The sequence below is a fragment of the Candidatus Amoebophilus asiaticus 5a2 genome (assembly GCF_000020565.1).
GTDB classification, from domain to species: domain Bacteria; phylum Bacteroidota; class Bacteroidia; order Cytophagales; family Amoebophilaceae; genus Amoebophilus; species Amoebophilus asiaticus.
Map to the genome: position 1 here is coordinate 1,640,879 of NC_010830.1, position 17,499 is coordinate 1,658,377.

Consider the following 17,499-nt stretch of genomic DNA (forward strand, 5'->3'; position numbering starts at 1 on the left):
AAGTTAGGACTATAATTTAAAGAAGCATAGCATAAAGATGACTAAAAACTAAAATTCGCGTCTATAAGCATTAATTGATTTCTAAGCCGTAATTTTATGTATTAATACTCCCGCTAGCACAGTAGGTTATTTCCTTTTTAAAAGATTAAAATGAGTCAAGCCTGTTACATGTAGCATATCAATTTGATTATTACCCTCTTCATTAAAAGTATGAACAATACGTAAGTTTTGATCCTGCTCATCTTTAATCCAAATAGTTAGTTTAATACCTTTTAGTTGTGCAATAGCATCTAAACTTGTTGTTCTTGTTTCCTCACGTGTTCCACGAATGTAGGTTAACCATGTACCAGTTTTACCTACATGAAATTTAACAAATTTTTTAAATGTTTCCTCATTAGAAGCATATGTTAAAATTTCTTTTTCAACATCATCAAGAGCTTCCATTTTCTGTTTTAAAGAAGTAAGTGTAATACTGTCCTCTATAGGATAGACGGATAATAGCTGTTGAGCTGCTTGTCCGGCTACTTTTAATTCATTATTTGCTCTACTTACTAAAGTACCAATCTCTGTATATACTGCAAAATATCTTTTACGTAACTCGTTATAAGCTTGATCCCGCATTTGCTGAGGGATAGTGCCCTCTCTAAGGGCTTCAAAAATTTCATCAGCTACCATATTTCTAATTTTATCATTAGGTGATTTAGCTAAAAGAAGCTGCATAGCTTCTTGGCGTGAAAGACCTAAACAATGCAACGCGCAGTCATTATCTGCAGCTATTTTAACTTCTTCAAAAAGAATCTCCTCACCCTCTAAATTTATACCTTTATGCTCAAATAAGTCATCTTTAGATGAAATTAAACTATTAAGAACAGCAAGGATATTATCTGGTTTTTTAGGAGGCGTAAATAATAAATAGCGAGAAGTTAAAGATAAATTATCATGCAAATTTCCTAAACGGAATCCTTTACCCTGAAAAGATTTTAAATAAATTCTTGCTGCTGCTTCATCTTCTGATTTTAAGATAGGATAATTTCCTTCTATAAGGATATAACCTTCGTCAAGGGGATTGTTACGTTTTTTTATTCTTCTTTTTCTGGATTTTTTAGTATGTATTCTCCTATCATCTATTACAGGTATGCTTGCTTTGTAGCCATTATCCAAGGTTACATTAACTTTTGCATTATTTAAGACAAATTCTACATCCAATAGGTCACCAAATAATAAAGGTATATCCGCAAGAACAAAAGCCATAATTGTTCCTGCTCCAGTTAAACTATCTATTGCGGTAATATCATGGTTATGTAGAATTGCTTTTGCTCTATTTATATATTCCTCTAATACTTTATTAGCTAATAAAACCTTTTTATTTTTATTTGCATTTACCACCAATAATATGTCATGCAGTTGCTGAGCATTCTCACGAAAACATCCCACCAAATATTCCATAGCTAAAGCTGTTATAGAATCTTCAATAAAAGTATCTATACGCTTTGTAAAAGGTATATTTCTATACTTAGAAAAAATACTATCTAAACCTTTAAGTACATTTTGGATACGCTTACATAAAATATCTATCCTAGCTTTTATAAGGTGGCCTTCTTTTTGTTTTCTAGAAATTGATTCAACAGGAATATGATATTTTTCCCAAAGATTTAATCCCTCCTTAGAAGTCAATCCAACTTCATTCAAGGCTATTTTCAAACTCATCCATGTTTGATATGTCCGAATATTTTTTGCAACTTTCTCTAACCTTTCTAGCTTATCCGCTTCTATATTTTCTAATTTGCGATTTTCCTCTAGCCTTTTAAAAGCATCTTTGATATTCTCTTGCAGCCGATTTTTAACAGATATAGCTTCTTCTTTAGCTTTTTTTAGTTTTTCTTCAGCTTCCTTTATATTTTCTTTAGATTCTTCTAATTCTTGGTGAGCTTCTCTTAATACTTTTTCTGCCTCTCCTTCCTCTTTTTCAGCTTTACATATCTTCCCATAAGCTCCTGCAAGTGTACGCTTTATACTTTTCGAAGGGTTAAGTTTGTCTAAATTGGCAAGAAAATATTCTCTAGCTTCACGATCTATTTTTTCCTCTCTAAGCAATGTTTCTTTTACGTATTCAAGCGCTTCATTGGATGGTTGAAGATAATTTTTTGTTGATTCTATTAATTGCTCTATTTCTTGGTCAGAAAGCTTTTGGTATTTATTGATTTTGCTATTAATAGATTCATAGAGCGTTACTATATTATTTAGTTGTAAATTAGAGAGCTTATTTGAACTGCTGTTATTATAAAGCCTCTTAATTTTTTCCCAATTGTCTTTTCCTAAAATCCCCTCACTTTCGATTTTTTGAATAAGCAATTCAAAGTCTTGCAATATATCAAGCACAATTTTGTCATCATCTAAATTCAAAATTATGTCATGAAGTTGTTTTTGAAACTTGTATTTATGAAAACCATTTCTAATATTCTTTAAAATATGCCACATATCTTTTGTCAGTAAGCAATCTCTTGTAACAGGAGATATTGTAACTTTACACTCCCCGATAATGCTCAAGACGCGTAATAATGCATATCTGTATGTAAGGCTCTTAGATTCTGATTTATTAACAATAAGGTTATTAATTATTTTTTCAATTTTTTGCAAACTATTTTTATCTCTTACAAAACTTCCTAATGCATAAATGGCAGTGAATTTAGGGGCAGGAACAGGGAAATTCCACTCTAATGTTCCATTATTTTGTTTTTGATAGAACCGAATAATTGTATTAAACTGATTAGTAAGAGTACGAAAATCTTGAATTAGATTAGGAAGCTCCTTTTTAAACAATTCTATCTCATCCACAACATAGTTATTTTTTCCTAACTTGTCTGCAAACTTTCCTAATCCTTCTAGTTGCCTCCAAGGAATAGATGCATATACTTTTTTCTTTAAAGCTTCTGTTTTTTCCTCTGGTGTTGCTTCTTGATCATTTAATTTCTTATCTGCTTTTTCAATGGCAGATTTAGATAAATCTCGCAGATTATGGGAAACCCATTTAAAATCATTTGCCTGCCCCTGTATACTCATAGCCATAGCTAGCATTTGCCTCTTCAAAAATTTGATTTCCTGGTCACTATAAGCTTGTTTGATGGGGGCTAAACCAATTCTTTTTGCTAAAGTTTTAAACCACAGTATACCTACCAGAGGATCATCTACGTGTTCAGGAACTAAACGAACATTTGAATTTAAAATGGGCCTGTAAATATCTAAGAAATCCGGGTCGCTATAAAATGCTATTGGAACATAACCTGCTATACTTAAGTTTTTCCATTCTGCTAATCGACCGAGCTGCTCCTTCCATTTTTTCTCTGAATTGTAAAATTCATATGTAGGAGCCCAGTCTTTTAAACTATCTATCGCTTTTCCTTTTTTGTTAGGCTTCCTGTACTTTCCTCCTCCCGCTAGCCCTGCTCCTTTGTAAATAACTATTTTAGCTGGCTTCCCTGCATTTGCTGGTTGAAGATGAATACGTCGTTGTTGTGCTTTTTCATGTAACTGAGGCATGCTTGGTAATTCTGCTCCTTGCTCAACAGCTACTGATAACCCCTCATATGTTTTACTAAATCCTTGAGGCGCATTTATTGCTACATTGGCTTTTAACTCACCAACTTCCTCATAAAAAGTAACAGCATGGCCGCCTTCTGCGGTAAGTTCTTTATCTACTAACTGATTAATAGCAGTTTGCTTAGTTAATTCTTGTGTCTTTTCTATAGATTCTTGTACCCTAGCAATAGGTGGATTAAGAGAATGAGAACAACTCTGTAAGCATACGCTGATCAATAAAAGATAAGCCACTAATTGCTGGCTTAGGTTATAATTTCTTTTCATCATTTTAAAGACTAAACAGGGATGCATATTAATGCGCAGTTAGCTTAATTACAAATATAAATACCTTGATTCTTCAAAGAATAACTGATTTTACAACAGGTAGAGAAGAGAAGACTAATAATTTCTCATTTATTGGGCAATTGTTAAGATTATAAGAGTTTATTTTATAAGATGCTAATATCAGACAAACTCTATAGCTTTTTAGCAGATTTTGCCTATAAAAGATTTCGTATCAAAAAGTACCTTTTTTAAGATGCCAACTAGGCCATCTGGGAGAGTTTTAGCTGATGCTTATACTCTGCCAATCTAAACGAAGTTTTACCCACTGGGTATAAAACACGAATTCAAAGGGCTTTCTCAGTTTTGTTATTTTTTGGTTAGCCAACTAATTCTCTTTCTTGCAGCTTGATCTCCATTCTCAGCTGCTTTTCTGTACCATTCAAGGGCTTTATTATAATTCTCCGCTACTCCCCAACCATACTGGTATATTTCTCCTAAATCAAATTGTGCTTTCTCATGGCCTTGCTCAGCTGCTTTTTCATACCATTCGAATGCCTTAGTATGATCTTTTCTAACTCCCTTTCCATTTTGGTACATCCAGCCTAATCTACATTGAGCATTTGGATGTCCTTGATCGGCGGCCTTTTGATACCATTTAAATGCTTCATGATAATTTCGAGCTGTCCCCTTGCTATTATAATACATCCACGCTAGATTAGTTTGGCCATATACATAGCCTTGTTCAGCAGATTTTATAAACCACTCTATTGCTAATCTATTATCTTGTGGTAATCCTTCTCTTCCATTCTGATACATAAATCCCAGATTGCGTTGTGCAACAGCATTACCTTGCTCAGCTTCTTTTTTAAGGCTTTCAACAGCCTTTTGATCATCTCTTTCCACGCTCTCATCATTTAGATACATTATACCTATTGTTTCTAAAGACTTTACTACTTCTGTCCTACCATTGCGATTAGCTATGTATAAAGGAGCACAACCATTACTGCCTTTAACATTCACATATGCTCCTTTCTCTATTAGAAGTCTTGTTATTTCTGTATGTCCTTTCACAGCGGCCATATGTATTGGATAGTTGTTATATTCACCCTGAACATTTACATCCACTCCTTTTTCTAGTAACAACTTTGCTATTTCTATATGTCCATTTCTAGCAGCCCAATGCAGTGGAGTATTTTGATATTTATTTTTAACATTTATATCTGCTCCGTACTTTAGTAACAGTTTTACTATCTCTGTTTGTTTCTCTTCCTTCCCAACATTCTCCCCAACAGCCATATGTATTGGATAATTGTTATATTCACCCTGAGCATTTACATCCACTCCTTTTTCTAGTAACAACTTTGCTATTTCTATATGTCCATTTCTAACAGCCCAATGCAATGGGGTATTTTGATATTTATTCTTAACATTTATATCTGCTCCATACTTTAGTAACAGTTTTATTATTTTAATTTGATTTTTCTTTTTTATATGTTCATCTCTAACAGTCCAATGTAGGAGCGAATTTTCATCTTTATCTTTGGCATGCACATCTGCTCCTAACACTATTAATTGCTTAGCTACTTCTAGATCGTTTTTCTGAACAGCTGCATACAGGTTAGCATTCATATCTGCTCCTAATTCTATTAATTGCTTGGCCATTTCTAATTGAAATCCCAAAATAGACATATATAAAAAAGTATTGCCAGTATTATCTGTAGCATTTATATCAGCTCCCTTTTCTATTAATAGTTTAGCTACTTCCATATGATTATATTCCATAGCCAGGTGTAAAGGAGTATAACCGTATTCATCTTTATCATTTGGAGCAGCCCCCGCGTTTAGTAATAGCTCAATTATTTCTAAATAACCTTGCCTAGCAGCTATATACAGTGGGGATAATCCTTTAATATTTCTAGCATTTACATCAACTTTTGAATTTATTAATTTCTTAACCTCCATTATATCTCCTTTTTCAATAGCTGTATGTAAGGAAGTGGTAGTTGTTAACTGTTGAGCGTTACCTTCCTGAGCTTGTAGATCCTGTTGATATGTTTCCTTCTCTTCATCACTTTCTTCTTCTTTTTCTTCTGTAGGATCAGGATTACCACCCCCCATCAAACCCGCTCCCTTATATATAATTATGTGAGCTGGATTATCTCCTTGTGCTAATTGAAAGTGGATACGGCGCTGCTGTGCTTGCTCGTCTAATCGAGGTAGGGCCGATAACTCTGATCCTTGCTCAATATATACGCCTAATCCATCATAGCTTTTACTAAACCCTTGCGGGGCATTCATTGCAACCTCCGCTTTTAACACCCCAGCTTCCTTATAAAGCGTAATAGTATGGCCTCCCTGTGTAGTCAATGTTTTATCAACTAGCGGTTGGATGTGTGCTTGAGGAAGGATTGATTGTGTATCAGTTTGTGTAGATGCTATTTGCTCTTTTCGGGTAGGAATAAGTGGGTTATTGGTGAATCCTCCCCCACAGCTTTGTAAGCATAAACTTATAAGTAGAAGACGTGCTATATATTGCTGAAACAGCGTATAAGTTCTTTTCATATTGTAAAGATTAATAAGGAGCTTATATTAATGGTTAGTTACTTTATTAGCAAATATAAATACCAACAGAGGGGTAAATTTTCTATACTTTGAATCTTCAAAAGCTGATTGAGGCGGAATAGAATAGTATCTTATGGATAAAAGATTCTCCAACAAAACCACTCAAGTACAATTTTATCTAAAGAATTGCGAAATACTATATTTGTACAAAAAAGACTATGTTATTTCTTTAATTGTACTCCCTAATGTAACACCAGGAGTAGTACAGTAATAGTGTACTCTTTCTGTACTACATATTTCCCAAGCAAATAAAAATCTATCTATCGGAAAAATTGTGGGTTTACGTTTAGTACCCCTACTCCAATATTCTTTCTTTAACTCAGAAAGAGTTTCTATTACAAAACTTTGATTAAATCTTTGAAGGCTAAAATATCTTTACCTAAATTTCCAATAACTTCGTTTGTCATTCTAATCTCTTCAGCTACAACGAGATCCATCCTAGAAGCATAAAACGAAGTTTTCCTCATATATTCTTGTGTCTGATCTGCCCAACCTCTGCGAGAAAGGGCAAATTCTCTTTGGCTTTCATACTCGTGCAATCTGCGATAGTTAAATCTAAGCAATTCTTTAAGATTATCTATTTTCTTATTAACAATTTTTATCATCTCTTCTTTTGGTAATTTTCCTTTAAAACGACTTGCAATAGCATAGTTACATTGTTGTACAGCAACTTCGAAGCCTAATTGAAGCTGAGATTTGCTCAATTTACCTTCCTTAATAAAATTATCTACTTCGCTAATTTTATTATCTACAATAAAATCAGCTAGTGGATTATCAGACTCAACTAAGCTTAATGCTTTTAAATCAATTTCCAGATCCTTAACAGTTGATGAATCTTTTACTCTCTCCAATAACATAATAATTTCTTGATAGTGTTCTTCACTAATTTGTTTACATTGATAAGCACCTTCTAAATGATAAGCAACGTTTTTTCCTTTTATTGTGCGTAACCTAGGATTAGCTCCAAGTTTTAAAAGTGCCTTAATATTAGCAACTAACCCTTCCTGTGCAGCATGGTGTAATGCTGTCATCCCACCCCCATTAGTAAGGTTAGGATGGGGGTAGGTAACTGCATTTAAGTCGGCGCCTAACTTAGCAAGCAAAATAATAGCCGGTACATTACCATGAAAATATGATGCTAAAATTAAAGGGGTTGCTCCATCTCTAGCTCGACTATTGAGATCAGCACCACTCTTACATAAAAGTGAAATTAGTTTAGTTTTATTAAATGCTGCTGCTATATGTAAAGGCGTTTTTCCAGTTTTTTGGTGTGGAATATTTACACTTGCTCCTTTTTTAATAATAAGGAATTCAGCAAATCTGCATGCTTCCTCTTCACTTAATTTGTCATTTTCACAGACTCTACCAAGTGCAGTTGCTCCCTTAGTATTATATTTATTTAAAGAGTCTACATTAAGATCGATATCACCTAAAATTTTTAGATGTTCAATAAAGTTTTGGTTTGCATCCTCTTCCTCTGTCTTATTAACGGCTAGAGGTTTTGTAGTTGCTAATCGATTCAAATCTAAAAACCTGCTACGCGCTTGACGCTTCTGAGCTTCTTGTATAGCAATCTGTCTTAATTGTGATGACCAACAATAGTTAGTGTTTTTATTAACTATTTTATGAACAAGATCCTCATAAATAGTTTCTTGTTTTCCATAATCCCCCTTTGTTGCGAGAATGTTTTTTCGTAAGTTATTATAGACTGTTTTTGTTAGACCATACTTAAGTAGATGCTGTTGCGTCCAAGAATGTTTAAAATTAGGAACTCGAACAATGCGCTCATAAACAACATACTCTCCGCGAATCCAGCCAGGGAAAGCAGCCTCGATCTCATACTTAATCCGGTAATCAACAGGCATTTCTTTTTTTGTGGCCGCTTCTACCATCCTAAAAACTTTATCTTCCCGAGTTTTACTGAGAGGAACCAACATGGTATAAATTTTTCCTAAATAAGGATGAAGGGGCTTACCAGATAAATCAAAGCAAGGACGCAAAGCCTTTATTTTGTCTATTTTTAATCCAAACGCATACAATAAGGGATGATTAGGAAGTTCAGCGACAGAAACTAATGGGTTTTCCAAAAATCTAAAATTTTTAAATATTATAGAGCTAAACTGACCTAAGTTAGCAATAAAGGCCGTATAAGAATTGACATACAGATAATGAAAACCTGTGTATGCATCAAAAGTTTTATCCTTAACTACTACTTCGGTTTTTTCTTTTAACTTGGCAACTTTCCTTTTAACTTTTTTCGCTTCTAAAATTAAATCTTGTGTATGAGAATCTTGATCTCCATAACCAATTTTTAGCATCTTAAACGAAGCCGAAGAAAATATTGGAATACCAGTCTGACGAAGTTGCAAAAATCGCATACGTTCAGGAGAAGAAAATCTGTCCTTAAAAAGATGAACCCCTCTAAAAAAGGGAATTAAAACAGGAGCAGCTTTACCTTCTTCCGTTTTCTCACATTCGTCAGATAAATACTGCCATGTTTCTTCCTCTTCAGAATCATACCCCTCCTCATAATTTCTTAAAGTTGAATTTGATACTCCAGATATAGAACTGGGCATGGATTTTTGTGAACTCTGACTATCAAGGGATAGATCGTCGCTTACTGCTAAGCTCGCAATTCCACTTTCTAATTTGTTCCCCTTACTTTCTTCATTATCGGCATAAAAGTTTGTGTCATGAAATCGAATGTCTGAATCATCCGAAAACAAATTAGAGTCTAAATTGCACTTTCTCGCTTCATCTTCTTTGGTTAAGGAAGACTGGCTATCAATTTCAAACAATGGCTCATAATGATTATAGTTAACGTGCATGATTCTTAAATCAACTTTAAAATCACCATCATCTACATTGCTTTGTAGCTCACTAAGGTTATCAACTAATCCAATCTCACCATCGTTATCAGTCAATAACAATGTTAGATTAAAAGCAAGCTTAACTTTAAGCTTCTCCTTAAAATAAGCTTGTACAGCTGTTAATATACAGAGGCCATCTATTTCATCATTAATACTTAAGAAACCACTTTGGTCACCGATTTTATTTCTAACCCAATTAAAGAATTCACTTGATTCGCCTATTTGTGCTAGCAAACTAGGGCGTTGCTGCTCAACGCTATAAATTATCAATTGAAAAATGCTATCCAATAAGCAGTTATTTCCAATAGTAGTAGCAGCTTTCCTTTTTAAATTGTTTTCTCTTAAATTCTTATTAATCTTTTGATTTCTTAATACATCATCTAAAATGTTAAATTCGAAATTTTCAAAGTAGTTAAAGTTTAACTTATTAATATTTTCCTTAGTTCGAACGCTTATTACAGTATGTCTTGTTATATCTTGTTTTTCTTCATCTTCAAGTTCTTCTTGCTGTATACTTCTTACAATAGCCTCATCAGAACTAATATTAATAGGGGGGGTGTCTTTTTCTACTTTCCTTTCATTAATTTCTTGCCGCCAGTCTTTTTCAAAATTTCTTATAGCATCGTTAGCTGGTTCTAGTTGTTTATAATCTGAGCCTAGTTCTCTGTAAGACTTGTTTATTTGGTCTTCTGAGTATACTATTCTTATTTTCTTTATAGAAAGTTCATATTGAGGGTGTTCTTTAATCAATTGTTCCTCAAAATTTTTTACTGTTTCAGGATATTTGTTGTTGAATTCTTTTAATAACTGACTGGCTGGTTGGTAATTTAGAAGTGCTGCTTTATATATCCATTTTATTGCTTCCGCGTAATCTCCTTCCTCTTGATTTATTATAGACAAATTATACTGTGCAGCTGGGTAGTTTTGCTCAGCAGCTTTTTGAAACCACTCCCTTGCATTTTCTTTATCCTGATTATTTTTATATAACCTACCTAAATTGAATTGTGCACCTATCGTTACATTTATATCTATATCTTTACTAACAACTACTTTATAACATTCTTCGGCCTTTTGGTTATCCTTCCTATGTTCATATAGCAAGCCCAAAATAAATTTTGCTCTTACATTACCTTGTCTGGCAGCTTCTTCAAACCATTTTAATCCTAACGTATTATCAAGAATTAATAGTGAAGAATTCTTATTGTGTTCTAGATTTTTACAATATTCTATTAGCTTATTGTATGCCCAATTATTCCCCTGTAAAGCTGCCTTGGTATACCATTCACACGCTTGCCTGAAATCACATGCTAACCCTATACTACCATAATAGTATATACTTCCTAATCGGTATTGAGCATCTGAATTCCCTTGTTCAGCTGCTTTTTGCAACCACTCGAATGCTTCTCTTTCATCTTTTTCTTCATTGTCTTTATTCTCTACTTTCTCTTTCCCTTTACTTAATCTTGATTGAGATGAGCTCTCTTTTTCTATTGCTCTTGATAAAGGAACAAAATGATTTGCTTTCTTATCAACTACTAGTATAGGTATCTGACAGTTTGTAAGTAATTCTTTAGCTTCTTTCTCTTTTTGTTCAGCTTCAGGCTCTGAATTGCCATCTGCTTCCTCTACGCCTATCTCCTTTTTTTCTTTATGATCTACTGAAAAAACCGAGGAGCTTTTTCCTGATTGAGCTCCTAACTCATTTTGGCTATTTATACTTCCTGATAGATACTGTGAGTACGAAACTCTTCCGTTAGATCTAGCTGCATTATCTAACCTTTCTATACGTTCTTGTAAGTGTCCTTTCTTCTCTTCCTGCTTCTTTTGCTTAGGTTCTTCATCCTCATTATCCTGCATTCCCCCCATTAAACCTACCCCCTTGTAAATAACTATTTTAGCTGACTCTTCTCCTTGGGATGGCTGAAAATAAATATGGTTTTGCTGTATTTTTTTAGGTAAGTGTTTGAGACTTGCTACGTCTATTCCCTCCTTTATCTCTACAGGTAACCCATTATAAACTTTACCCTTTTCATCTAATGACTGAACACTTGCCTTTATTTCTCCATTTGTTTCCTCATAGAAAGTAACGGTATTTCCTCCCTCTGCAGTCAATGTTTGATCAACTAAAGGCTGGATGTTGTCTTGTATTTGTGGGCCTTTCTCTTCTCGAGTAGGAATAAGTGGATTGCCGTCGAATCCTCCTCCGCAGCTTTGTAAACATAAGCTTACAAGTAAAATACGAGCAACAAATCGCTGGAATGAATTAAAGTTCATAAAGTTTTACGTTAGAAGGGAAGTATAATAAGGTATAAAAAACTTATTTACAAGAATAGGTTAGCCTTTCTACACTTTAAATGCAATTTAAAGTGTACTTGGGCGCAATTAGATGATTTAACATGAAGTGAATAGTTTAAGGCGCTACGAGTAATATCAAAACAAATTATGGTTGGACACCCCTTGAGTGGGCTGTTGAATATGGCCACAGGGATATATCCAACTTACTCATTAAAAACTATTGAAGAGCCTCATACTAGTATAATTAGGGCTTTGGCATATGAAGTCTATCAAATGGGAATGCTAAGGATTTGAGATGATAGGTATAGCTATCCTTTTTAAAATTTCAATACAGTAGTTACTTGATAAAGTAATCCCTTGCATTGCTAAAACTCCCACTTAATATGCGGATATTGTTCTTTCAATAGCCTCTTAGTTTCAGCTGCTATAAGCTCTCCATCTAAAACAACTGTATGTACTTTTGTTCCCTGTAAGGATTGAGCAAATTGTAATGCTCCCTCATTGACTATTAAATTCCCACTTAAGTCAGCCGTATGAACATGCGTTCCTTGTAAATTCCTGGCGAATTCCACGGCTCCTGAGATATCTATAAAATTCTCTCTTAAATGCACTATATGTACATTTGTTCCCTGTAAAGCTTGAGCAAACTCCCCTGGCTTAAAATCTCCTATGTGTGTTTGGGTCCAATTTAAATTAATTTCTTTTACATTAGTACCTTGTAAGCATTTAGCCAATTCTACTGCCACTAAACCCCCTATTTCATTAAAGCTTAAATCAACCGTATGAACACTCGTTCCTTGTAAGTGCTTAGCCAATTCTATAGCCTCTACATTTCCTATTTGTTTTAAACTAACTGTATGAATTTGTGTATCTTTAAGATAAGGCCAGAATTCTTGTGGAAGATTTTCTACTTTTCCCATTAACTGATAAAAAGGAAAGCTAAGAATCGTTTCAGAGGTAAAAGTTAATCTACTAAAATCTATAATCTTGTTTATCATACAGGATTTTTTGCCGATGGTCCATCGAGGCCTATTTTCTACACCAACCAAGCTAACTTGATCATAGCTGGTGATTAAATTATTAAAACTCCTATTAACTTGTTTGACCATTAGTACTCCAGGAAACCCTACATACGATAAGATATGTAACCGTAATTCTGGTGGGAGGATTATAAAATTCCCTAAATTTGTAGCTTCTGCTCCAAAATAATTGAGATGTGCTAGTCTCTTTAACAAATCAATAGCTAGTGTATGTCCATACCTTGCTGCACGTTCTAACAATAATCTTGCATCCTCAAAAATTATTTTACTCAATTGGATTTGACTATTGATGTCTTCTCCTTCTTGTTCTCTGAATGGTGTCTTTCTTACTGTTAACAGCGAATTTCTCACACTTGTTGTTTTTCTTCGCTTAACTAATTCAAATTTCTCTGAAGTATCTTCTAATTCCTCGTATTTTCTTCTTTCTTGCTTTCTTTGGGGTTCATCACGTTCATTGTTTATCCATTCTTCATAGGTAGGCTCTCTTTCTTCATCATCTATTTCCCCTTTTTCCCACTCTTCTTCTCCTTGATCTATTAATTTTACTTTATCTTCTTTTTCATCTTCACTTTTGCCCCCTCCCATTAACCATGGTTTATGTATACCTATTTTAACTGGCGTCCCCTTTTCATCAAATTCTACTTGGATGCGATATTGCTGAATTCTTTTAGGTAAGTGTGCTAAACTTCTTAAATCTGTCCCCTTTTCTATGGATACAGATATCCCATTAAAAACCTTATTTTTTTCATCTACTATTTCTACACTGGCCTGGAGCTGCCCTTTATCCTCGTACAATGTAACTGCATGCCCACCTTGTGCTGTCAATTGTTTATCTATTAAAGGTTGGATATTAGTTAGAGGAATAATGGCTTGTGTATTAGTTTGTATAGGCGCTGTTTGTTCTTCCCCGGTAGGAATAAGTGGATTATTGCCGAATTTCCCTCCACAACTTTGTAAGCATAAGCTTATAAGTAAAATACGAGCAACAAATCGCTGGAATGAATTAAAGTTCATAAAGTTTTACGTTAGAAGGGAAGTATAATAAGGTATAAAAAACTTATTTACAAGAATAGGTTAGTCTTTCTACACTTTAAATTGCATTTAAAGTGTACTTAATATCAAGTAATAGCTCAACAGGGAAAAAGTATATAGCTTTTAGATTATTAATGCTGCTAGGTAAAATATATTAAGAATTTTATTTCTTCTTTAAGCTCTTTTATTCTAATCTTTTTTCCAGGCTTCTTTAGTAACTTTAATAAAGTTTAGATACTTTATTGAAATACATTCTCTAAAAAATGGTTGCTTATCTTTTGCTTAACATGAGTAAGGTAAACTTTATCCATAAATACTATAAATAATTGGTGCAATGAAAATACTACTAGACATACCCGATAATCAAGCATCTTCTTTAATAGATGTGTTAAGAAGCATCTCGCATGTGAGGGTAAAACCACTCACTGATGCAAAAGCTTTATTAATGGAGGAAATAAAAGAGGCTGTTGATGAAATACAACTAATTAAAACAGGTGCAAAGAAAGCCCGTAATGCTGAAGATTTTTTGAATGAATTATAATGTAAAATCTACTAATGTATTTGAGCGGCAGGCAAAAAGACTCATCAAAAAATACGCTTCGCTTAAGCAGGAGCTTTTTCAACTAGTTCAGCAATTAAAAGACAATCCTAAATTAGGAACAGCTATTGGTGGAGAATGTTACAAGATACGTATTTCAGTTGCCTCTAAAGGAAAAGGTAATTCAAGTGGTGCACGAGTCATTACTAATTTTGTAGTTACAGATAATACCGTCTACCTACTTTACATTTACGATAAGTCCGATCAGGAAACACTTTCCGATAAGGAGCTGAAAGAACTCTTAAAATGTATCAACATATAGAGATTCTAAACAAACACCCTACTCATGAAAGCTTATTTCAAGAGGCTACTTGGGACACAAGTGTTATGCTAGAGTCATTTACAAACTATTATTCAATATTTAGATACTATTGCTCCAACAATCAATTTTATTTAACTTTTTATAATAGGATAAAAGTACTGGATAAGTACTTAGAATTATTTCCCCCAGCTAATCCAAAGACCATCCTCTCTATTTGTATTGCTTGTACTTAGTTCCTCATATCCATCAATAATAGACGGCAAATTTTGTTTATAACGCTCATGCAATGTAACCCAAGTTTTATGTACTAGCTCATGGTAGTATCTACAATTATTCAATTGTGCTTGTTGGTGCTTGATGATAAGACGCTTGTTATTTGTCTGTTCTGCCTCCATTATTTTTTCTACCAATTGCTCAACATTGGGGTTTAACGGATCATCAATCAAGAGTAAAGAAATAGGTTCTTTTAATTTTACTTTATAACATCCGTTAGCTGAAGTTGCCCTATAAGATTCAATATAGGGCTTAAGTTCATTTTGGGCCCATTTGCGAAATTCTTGGTGTAATATACCTCTTTGCACATCTGAATTAACATGGTTGCCACGTCCTGTGATAATAGTACACTCAGACTCAAACTTATTATATCTCTTTACAATAAATTCTTTTACTTTATCAAAAGCTTCTTTCAGTGTTGCGTGATGTAAGTCTAAAGTGGCTTGTTTGGTATTATAGAAACAAAAATAAAGACGATTTTCTTGCAACGCTACAATTGTGGATGGTGAACTTGAAAGCTCATAAAAGAAATACCTTGCTAGACTATTCAAAGTGTTGCTATCATAGCTATATAACTCATTTACATTAAATTTTATATCAGGATGTAAGCTAAATATAAATGTGATATAAGGATATTTTGCCTTTTTTAAAGTTGAATTGATGAGTTCTCGAAGTTCTTCATGGCATTCATTAAGTTTAGTCTTGGTTAGTATAATAGGCTTAACAAGAACTTTATCTTGAAATCCATGCTTCCCTTCTTTAAAGTCCTCTTCTTGAAAACCAGCTCGAACCATTAAATTATAAAAAGTTGTTGGGTTTAAATAGGTTGTATCGAGCTTACCTCCATGAAACAAGTAGGGAAATGATTTTGTCCGTAGTTCTTCTTGAGTATAATTTTTAATGCTTAATTCTTTCTTATAAACATCCCAGACGCCTTGCTCTGACTTATTTCCTTCTGTAGCATAATTACGGCTGCTTATACTTATGGGATATTTATAGGATCGCATATGTGCCAATAGCCATTGCATATGTTCAACAATATCTTCACCCATTACTTTATATTTAAGTTGATATAACTCACAGGCTGAATCTGCTGCTGTTTTTTCAACTAAATAATCTAGGCAAGAACGAAGTTGATGCCAACTATATTCCGAGAAATATATTTCTGAAGCTTGGGAATCAATCTTCAGATGCTTGTCAATAAGTTTAGCAAGCTGATGAGTACGATTCTTCCTTTGTTGAACAAAAGGGGCTTTACGATTTAAAGCTAGTGCATAACATAGATCTTCAAACGTCGGTGAATCTAGTATTTTTAGCAATCGGTCCATTCCTTGTGCAGCTGCTAAATACTTCCCTGCCGTTTCTAGAGCTATAATCTCTGCCCTTAACCGAGTGGTAATGCTTTCAACTGGCCCAGCTTCAGCAATGCTACAACTAACAGAGCTTGCTTGTCCGCTTGTGTCTTTTTGTGCCTTCTTCATTTGTTGCTCCTGTAGGGCAGCTTGCTTCTTATTTTTCCTAGATTTTATGGACTTACCTTTATATAAGGCAAGATTTTTAGAAGAGTCTGAAGCAGTAGAGGAAGAAATAGCAACCGGCAATCCTACCTGTGGACCCTCATTTTTTTCTCTCCAATAGGAAACTGTACTAAATCTTGGCAATTTTCTGATGTGGCACTGTGCACTGTTTCTATTTTGCCTTGCTTCTCTTTGTTCTCAATTTCCAAATGCTGTTGAGGCGTCTGCTCAGTTTTTTTATCTGTTGATTTGTTAACTTTAAGTCTTTGTTTTTGCCTTTGCCGTTTCTTTCTCCCATTTTTAGAGTATATTTTAGCTGCTTGCCCTTGTTGTGGATTACTCACTTGCGTTTGCTCCGTAATATTTCCCTCATCATCCTTTAGTTTTTCTTTTCCCTTTTCCTGGTTCTTTCTGCTTGTTAATTCTGTGTTTTCCGTGCCTGTTTGAACTTCTTGATGTGGCTCACTTAGATTTTGGAAATGATGTATTTCATTTGTGGAAAATGACTCCGTTGCATCTTTCTCATATATAGGCTCAGCAGTTCCAAAAGATAACTGAACTATTAAGTCAGTGATATCCATTTCTTTATGTCCTATTTCTTGCCTCAAGTTAACTTCTTCTTGCTCTTTAGGCTTTACATTTTGCTCTTCTAAAGGCCGAGTAAACATATTTCCTCCTCCCATTAGCCCTGCTCTTTTATAAACCATTACTTTCGCTGGCTGGTTGCCTTTGGCTAATTGAATATAAATACGGTTTTGCTGTATTTTTTTAGGTAAGTGTATGAGACTTGCTACATCTATTCCCTGCTTTACCTCCACAGGCACTCCATTGTAAACTTTATCCTTCTCATCCACTACTTCTACACTTGCTTGCAGTTCTCCTTTATATTTGTAAAATGTAACCGCATGACCTCCTTGGGCTGTTAATGTTTGATCGACTAAAGGATGGATACTTGTTTGATCGATTATTTCTTGTGTGTGCGTTGTTATGTGCGCTGGTTGCTTTTCACAAGTAGGGATAAAAGGATTATTGTCAAATCCTCCTCCACAGCTTTGTAAACATAAGCTTACAAGTAAAATACGAGCAACAAATCGCTGAAATGAATTAAAGTTCATAAAGTTTTGAGTTA

General features: G+C 34.2%; 9 protein-coding genes. 3 read left to right on the forward strand and 6 right to left on the reverse strand.

Annotation, left to right across the window (positions count from 1 at the left end; all coding sequences use genetic code 11):
- Positions 1 to 126: 126 nt before the first annotated feature.
- The 3 genes from AASI_RS06600 to AASI_RS06610 all read right to left on the reverse strand — a co-directional run bounded on the left by AASI_RS06600 (position 127) and on the right by AASI_RS06610 (position 11,627).
- Entirely contained in the window at positions 127 to 3,861 is a 3,735-nt protein-coding gene (locus tag AASI_RS06600) for a hypothetical protein (RefSeq protein ID WP_012473354.1), read from the reverse strand.
- Between the two features lie 366 nt (positions 3,862 to 4,227).
- The gene (locus tag AASI_RS07750) at positions 4,228 to 6,423 is read right to left on the reverse strand and encodes an ankyrin repeat domain-containing protein (RefSeq protein ID WP_012473355.1); all 2,196 of its coding nucleotides are present in this window, start codon (positions 6,421 to 6,423) and stop codon (positions 4,228 to 4,230) included.
- 395 nt (positions 6,424 to 6,818) lie between these two features.
- Complete coding sequence (locus tag AASI_RS06610) at positions 6,819 to 11,627, reverse strand: ankyrin repeat domain-containing protein (RefSeq protein ID WP_012473356.1); 4,809 nt, start codon at positions 11,625 to 11,627, stop codon at positions 6,819 to 6,821.
- A 155-nt stretch (positions 11,628 to 11,782) separates the two neighbouring features.
- On the opposite strand from AASI_RS06610, the gene AASI_RS09380 reads away from it, so the two are divergent.
- Positions 11,783 to 11,872, forward strand: a complete 90-nt coding sequence (locus tag AASI_RS09380) for a hypothetical protein (protein WP_394330106.1) — start codon at positions 11,783 to 11,785, stop codon at positions 11,870 to 11,872.
- Between the two features lie 141 nt (positions 11,873 to 12,013).
- Here the strand turns inward: AASI_RS09380 and AASI_RS09140 are convergent, their stop codons facing one another.
- A complete protein-coding gene (locus AASI_RS09140; protein ID WP_012473357.1) occupies positions 12,014 to 13,702 on the reverse strand; it encodes an F-box protein in 1,689 nt (562 codons plus the stop codon).
- Positions 13,703 to 14,054: 352 nt separating this feature from the next.
- Between AASI_RS09140 and AASI_RS06620 the strand changes: the two genes are divergently transcribed.
- Together AASI_RS06620 and AASI_RS06625 are read left to right on the forward strand one after the other, a co-directional pair.
- Positions 14,055 to 14,261: a hypothetical protein gene (locus AASI_RS06620; RefSeq protein ID WP_012473358.1), complete on the forward strand. Its 207-nt coding sequence runs from the start codon at positions 14,055 to 14,057 to the stop codon at positions 14,259 to 14,261.
- The gene (locus AASI_RS06625) at positions 14,251 to 14,580 is read left to right on the forward strand and encodes a type II toxin-antitoxin system RelE/ParE family toxin (protein ID WP_012473359.1); all 330 of its coding nucleotides are present in this window, start codon (positions 14,251 to 14,253) and stop codon (positions 14,578 to 14,580) included. Before AASI_RS06620 ends, AASI_RS06625 begins: the two co-directional genes overlap by 11 nt.
- A 176-nt stretch (positions 14,581 to 14,756) precedes the next feature.
- Here the strand turns inward: AASI_RS06625 and AASI_RS06630 are convergent, their stop codons facing one another.
- Positions 14,757 to 16,514, reverse strand: coding sequence for a Smr/MutS family protein (locus tag AASI_RS06630; protein WP_012473360.1), 1,758 nt, complete (start codon positions 16,512 to 16,514; stop codon positions 14,757 to 14,759).
- Positions 16,457 to 17,485 carry a hypothetical protein gene (locus AASI_RS06635; RefSeq protein WP_012473361.1) on the reverse strand — a complete coding sequence of 343 codons (1,029 nt, stop codon included), beginning with the start codon at positions 17,483 to 17,485 and terminating at the stop codon, positions 16,457 to 16,459. The genes AASI_RS06630 and AASI_RS06635 overlap by 58 nt, the downstream gene beginning before the upstream one ends.
- Positions 17,486 to 17,499: the final 14 nt, after the last annotated feature.

Excerpts from the sequence above, each read along its gene's own strand:
- AASI_RS06600 (WP_012473354.1), bottom strand. The coding sequence starts at position 3,861 with ATGAAAAGAAATTATAACCTAAGCCAGCAATTAGTGGCTTATCTTTTA.
- AASI_RS07750 (WP_012473355.1), bottom strand. The coding sequence starts at position 6,423 with ATGAAAAGAACTTATACGCTGTTTCAGCAATATATAGCACGTCTTCTA.
- AASI_RS06610 (WP_012473356.1), bottom strand. The coding sequence starts at position 11,627 with ATGAACTTTAATTCATTCCAGCGATTTGTTGCTCGTATTTTACTTGTA.
- AASI_RS09140 (WP_012473357.1), bottom strand. The coding sequence starts at position 13,702 with ATGAACTTTAATTCATTCCAGCGATTTGTTGCTCGTATTTTACTTATA.
- AASI_RS06620 (WP_012473358.1), top strand. The coding sequence starts at position 14,055 with ATGAAAATACTACTAGACATACCCGATAATCAAGCATCTTCTTTAATA.
- AASI_RS06625 (WP_012473359.1), top strand. The coding sequence starts at position 14,251 with ATGAATTATAATGTAAAATCTACTAATGTATTTGAGCGGCAGGCAAAA.
- AASI_RS06635 (WP_012473361.1), bottom strand. The coding sequence starts at position 17,485 with ATGAACTTTAATTCATTTCAGCGATTTGTTGCTCGTATTTTACTTGTA.